Here is a 4,955-nt window from a genome sequence, read left to right as displayed (position 1 = left end):
TCAAAAAGCACCTCAAAAAGGTATTACCAAGTTGCAATACTTTTTACGAGGCTCTTTTGTCTTGTTCTTGTTTCAATTGACTATATTATAAACAGCTTAATTGCGTTTTCTTGAAACTTACTGAAAATTCTTGAAATGCTACATTCCCAAACTAACTTCCACTGCTAATCCAAGTGGAAGTTAGTCTGATAAAAATCGTAAAAACCAGTGGAAATCCGTGTCAGGGTAAGTTCCACTGGTTTTACTAATGCTTGATTTCATCGCTTTTGTAGCCAAAATGAATCGAAAAAAAGAGCGCACAAAATCCCCTCATCTGAAACGTTTGAATGGGGTTAAAGGTTAGTTTTTAGAACTTATGTTGGAGTAGTTTAGAAGACTGGCAGACGTCTTCTGCAGGTATTTTAGAAATGCCGAGAAGCTTAGGAATCTCTTCTCCATAGGTGAAGGCAAAGAGCTCACAGGCTGACTTTCCATTCAAAGCAGCACGTTTGACACTGTTGACATGAGAACAAACGAGATTGATGTCCTCTTGAGTTAAGTTGTCAAAAGAAGTTCCCTTAGGTAGAATGTCACGAATCAGCGTATGATTTTTCTCAATTCTGCCTTTCTGGTCAGAGCGATTAGGGTCACAAAAGAAAAGTTTACTCTCTCCTCGGACATCCATTTCGATGTCATCAACCCTGGCAAACTTTCCACCATTATCTTTCAAAATGACAGGGAAGAGTAGGAAGAAATCTTTGTCCTCTTGGTACAGAGTGTTCTTGAGTTTATAAAGGTGTTTGGTAACTTCGAGGGTAGTTTTATTATCTAGAAGCCTAGCGAAGATAAAGTTACAGAAAGATAGATTAAAGGTGAGTAAGACTTTACCTCCTATTCTGCCCATAACGGTGTCCATTTCCAGCCAAGAATTTAGTTGATTAAGAGCCAAATAATTTTGAAAATCCTCATAGGAACGGCCTTTTTTAGCCTCTTTAGAGATAGAAGGTAGCTTACTTTTTCTTCTTTCTTTGAATTTAATAGCTCTGGCAAGATCAATCGGAGCGATAGACAGGTAACCTTTTCGGATGTGTCGATAGACAGTTGAGGAGCTAATATCGAGGTTATGAGTTTTCAGAATATGATAGATGTGTTGTCCCTTTTTAACACCATCAGAAATGACTTTGTCCATGTCCCAGAAGGTCTTGGAATTAAGAGGAGTTCCTTCACGAGCTTCGACAAGAGTTTGTTCGTACTGCTTTTGAGCTTGTTTAGCTAGGTAGAAGATCTTCTTATAGCCACAATTCTGTCTTCTTTTAGGGCAGCCGTTACAGACAAAGGGAGCCTTATCGAGTAAAGGGCAAGGAAGGTTATCACACGTAGACTCTCGGACTTGTCTGTTTCGTTTGACTTCTTTGGAGACAGTGGTCGGGTCTTTTAGAATAGATTGTCCAATAGCTTTGAAGGTTTCACCGCGCTCTAAACCTAGCTGGATATCATTACGGTCTGAAAGGGTAAGATGTTTATGTTTTGTCATAGTAGACCTCATTTCTAACTCAAACGTCTCACACTTAATTCCACCATAAAAATCCGTTTTAGACTAATTTCCACTTTGGTCAGGCAAGTGGAAGTTACTTTGAGAAGCTACCATCATATTTTTGCTTGATTAAATGTATTAAAAATGGTATAATTAATTTGTGATAGCTGTGATAGCTGTGATAGCTGTGATAGCTGTGATAGCTGTGATAGCTGTGATAGCTGTGATGTTATTTGCTAATAGTAATCATCATAGTGATTTTTTGTAGTTTAACTCTTTTCAAGGAGTTGAAGTTACAAAGATTGCTTTTTTTATTATATTTTTCTTAGGAGGAACCATGGAAAATAAATCAAAATCTCTTAGTAGAATAAAGCGCCAGCAACGTGAAAAAGTTTTGCGCTTTTCTATTCGTAAGTACAGTTTCGGTGTGGCGTCAGTTGCTGTTGCAGCATTGATGTTTTGGGGTGCGCCCGTTGTTAGTGCAGATAGCATAAGCGGAAGTAGTTCACAATCTACTACGGGTGTAGTACGACCTAACGATAAGGGCGACTCGCCTCTGGGTATTAAGGAAACTGATGGAAATAGTAGTAATACGGTTGATAAAAGTCAGTTAAGAACAGTAGTTGAAGAGTTAAATGCTCTTCTTTCAACTAAATTAAACCTTGACGATTCAGTGCTTTTTTCTGTAAAAGAAAGAGTTCAGAAAGCTGAGGCATTACTAGATAAAGCTGATGCAGTTCAAAAAGATATAAATGAACTAAAAGAACTTTTATCTACTGATTTAGCTACTTTATCTAAAGCAGTAAAAGACACAAGTAAGGTTCAAGAAAGCACTACTGGAACTGAGACTGAAAAATCAGTGAGACAATCTTCTCCTGAGGAAAGAGCAAGCGAAGAGGATCAAACTGTTTCAGCTAAAAAAGATTCTTTGAAAGTATCTGTTGATCCAGAAACAGAAGAAGGAGTTAAGAAAAAAGAGGAGTATTCAAAAACTTCGTTAAAGCATGAGGAATTAATGGAACCTCGATCCAAAGTAAGTAAAGGCGAAATTGTTCCTGAAAAAACGGTATCATCAGAAACAGAAAGACCAGCATGGATGTCAGAACGTTCTGTTGGTGAAGTAGGTAACAATAGTGTTGCGCCGTTTATAACGGATCCTGGGGATGGATATGAAAATAATAGCGTTGCGAAGACAGCATTTGGTGGATTTGGTTACAGTAAAAACCCATCAGCAGGATATACGTATGATGCTGTAGTGAAAAATACAGCTACAAATACTGGGAGAAATCCATTTTATTGGCATGAAGGGATTCGTGTAAAGGCTGAGTATCTACCAGAAAGTCAAGAAATTCAATGGAAAGTTTTATTTAAGGGTGCAAATGAACAAGAACTAGCTTACCATATGACGAATCCTCTGCATGTTTTAGGTATTTCTAAAGGGCAACGATTAGAAGATGATCCTCAACGATTCATGAAACGTAAAATCGATGGGCGAGTTATGACAACAGACCAAGATATAAGAAAATCAGCAGACGGTCAAGTCTTAGGTGGGAATGCTCGTTTTCCTGGAGCAGACTGGGACAATGTAAAACGCTTCGGTATTACTGGTACAAACGGTGGATCAGGAATGGTTTCTCCGTTAGATTATCCGGTTGAAAAACTTTATTACTATTCGAATACATTGATTAGGACCAATGGACTTGGAGGTAATGATACAGATCACTCGGCTGAATATATTTTTAAAACAAAGGTTAATTTTGATGACATTTATAAGTATGGTTATGGTGATGTTAATCCGACCTCAGATTACGTTAAAAAGCTAGTATGGCAATACCCAAGTACCTATAAACAACTAGGAGAAAGCAACGCTACGACTAGACATGATTACGATATTAACAATAAAGTTTGGCTATCAGCATTGCTATCAAGTCGTGAAGGTGGAGCGGACGTAGCTAATCATATTGAAGGTGATTCAGGTAGTGCTACACGGTTTTATTCTATGTCAAAAGTGACTGTTCTGGAGTTTAATCCCCCTCAAATTAGTTTAATTAATAAAGATAAAAACGAAATTGGTAATGGAGAGTTAATCTTTTACCGGGGTGAGAAAGTTCCCGAAAAAATCAAAATTGTTGATAATTATAGCGATAAGATGAAGAATCAAAAGTTCCAGATACAAAAGTTTAGTATTAACTCAGCATCTGTTGATGGGGTGGCTTCTTCGGAATCAAATGACTTTATCAATAATTTTAGAGATGGGAAAACTGACCGTGGATTAAAGATGGTTTATGACAAGGAGTTGAACAGTACTGGAAGAAGAAACGCTACGAAGGATGATCCTGTAACAGTGAGCTTTTCTGGAAAGGTAGACACTAAACAATCCTTAGGCGCTACATACTGGGAAATGATTGCTACAAACGCAGATGGTGTTTCGACTCTGAAAAATACCAGTCATACTGGAAAGACTTATGGATATTTAAAAGTAATTACCAAAGAACAGAAAGAAAAATATAATCTTACAGGGAATACCATCACTGTCGACGCTGGTAAACAGGTGACTGATAATGATGATTGGGCTAAAGAAGCTATTTCATCTTCTACTCCATTTAGTGAAGGAGCGGTGACGTCCTATAAATGGGTAACGAAGCCAAACACTAACCAAATTGCTGATAATCAAGCTGCTAAAGTTCGAGTTACTTTCTCGGATGACTCGTTTAAGGATGTAGATGTCAAAGTAAATGTTGTAGACCGTACTCCACCAACATTTGATTTTGGGAAACGTCAAAAAATTGCTGATGGGAAGAATCCTAATTATGCTACATCACCAGTATTAGATGCATATCAAGATGAAGCTGTAGATTTTAAAGTAAAAGTTGTTGATGACTACAGTGGAATTTCAAAAATTCATGTTGGTGGTCCAAATTCTTCTTCAGAGCAATCTATCGGTGCCGAATTGATTTCAAGCTGGGAAGTTGATCCAACGAATCCTAAAGCAGCTATTTTCCATATACGAACTGCTGATGGAAAAGTGATACATCAAGATCCGAAGGTTTTAATTAATGAGTCTTCGCAAAAGGCAGACACACCTGAACGATTGGATGAACTAACAGGAGGGAACCGTTGGACGCGTACTTTGTGGGCGCAAGATAAACAAGGAAATTGGACCCGAATGGTAAACGGTTACGAAGGACGTTTTGTCATTCGGGTATTGCAACGTACATTGAAATACAATGTAGCTTATGCAAGCAACCAAGTTGCGAATACAGGCTCGACATTGACAATTCAAGCCCCAACATTCACAGATATTTCTGGGGAAACACCTGTGAATGCTCAAACTCCAGATCGAACTAGTTATGAGCTAGTAAATCCGGTGGAGGGAGCAAGCATTGATTCTTCTACAGGAGTCATCACTTTTACACCAAATGCTGTTAAGAAAGACGCTTTA

The 4,955-nt window shown here is 38.1% G+C and carries 2 protein-coding genes; one reads left to right on the top strand and one right to left on the bottom strand.

Going from position 1 to position 4,955, the window contains the following annotated elements; translation table 11 throughout:
• Positions 1-346 precede the first annotated feature (346 nt).
• On the bottom strand, positions 347-1,513 hold the full coding sequence (locus tag FGQ53_RS05190; protein WP_138336351.1) for an IS30 family transposase: 1,167 nt from the start codon (positions 1,511-1,513) through the stop codon (positions 347-349).
• Positions 1,514-1,850: 337 nt separating this feature from the next.
• On the opposite strand from FGQ53_RS05190, the gene FGQ53_RS11750 reads away from it, so the two are divergent.
• Positions 1,851-4,955: YSIRK-type signal peptide-containing protein (locus FGQ53_RS11750; RefSeq protein WP_171019083.1), on the top strand; the 3,105-nt coding region annotated here is incomplete at its 3' end.

It is taken from the genome of Streptococcus mitis, assembly GCF_005844455.1.
In the GTDB taxonomy this organism is placed as follows: Bacteria; Bacillota; Bacilli; order Lactobacillales; family Streptococcaceae; genus Streptococcus; species Streptococcus mitis_BF.
Note: the sequence above shows the minus strand (reverse complement) of the source record. Positions and strands in the feature narration are given on the sequence as shown.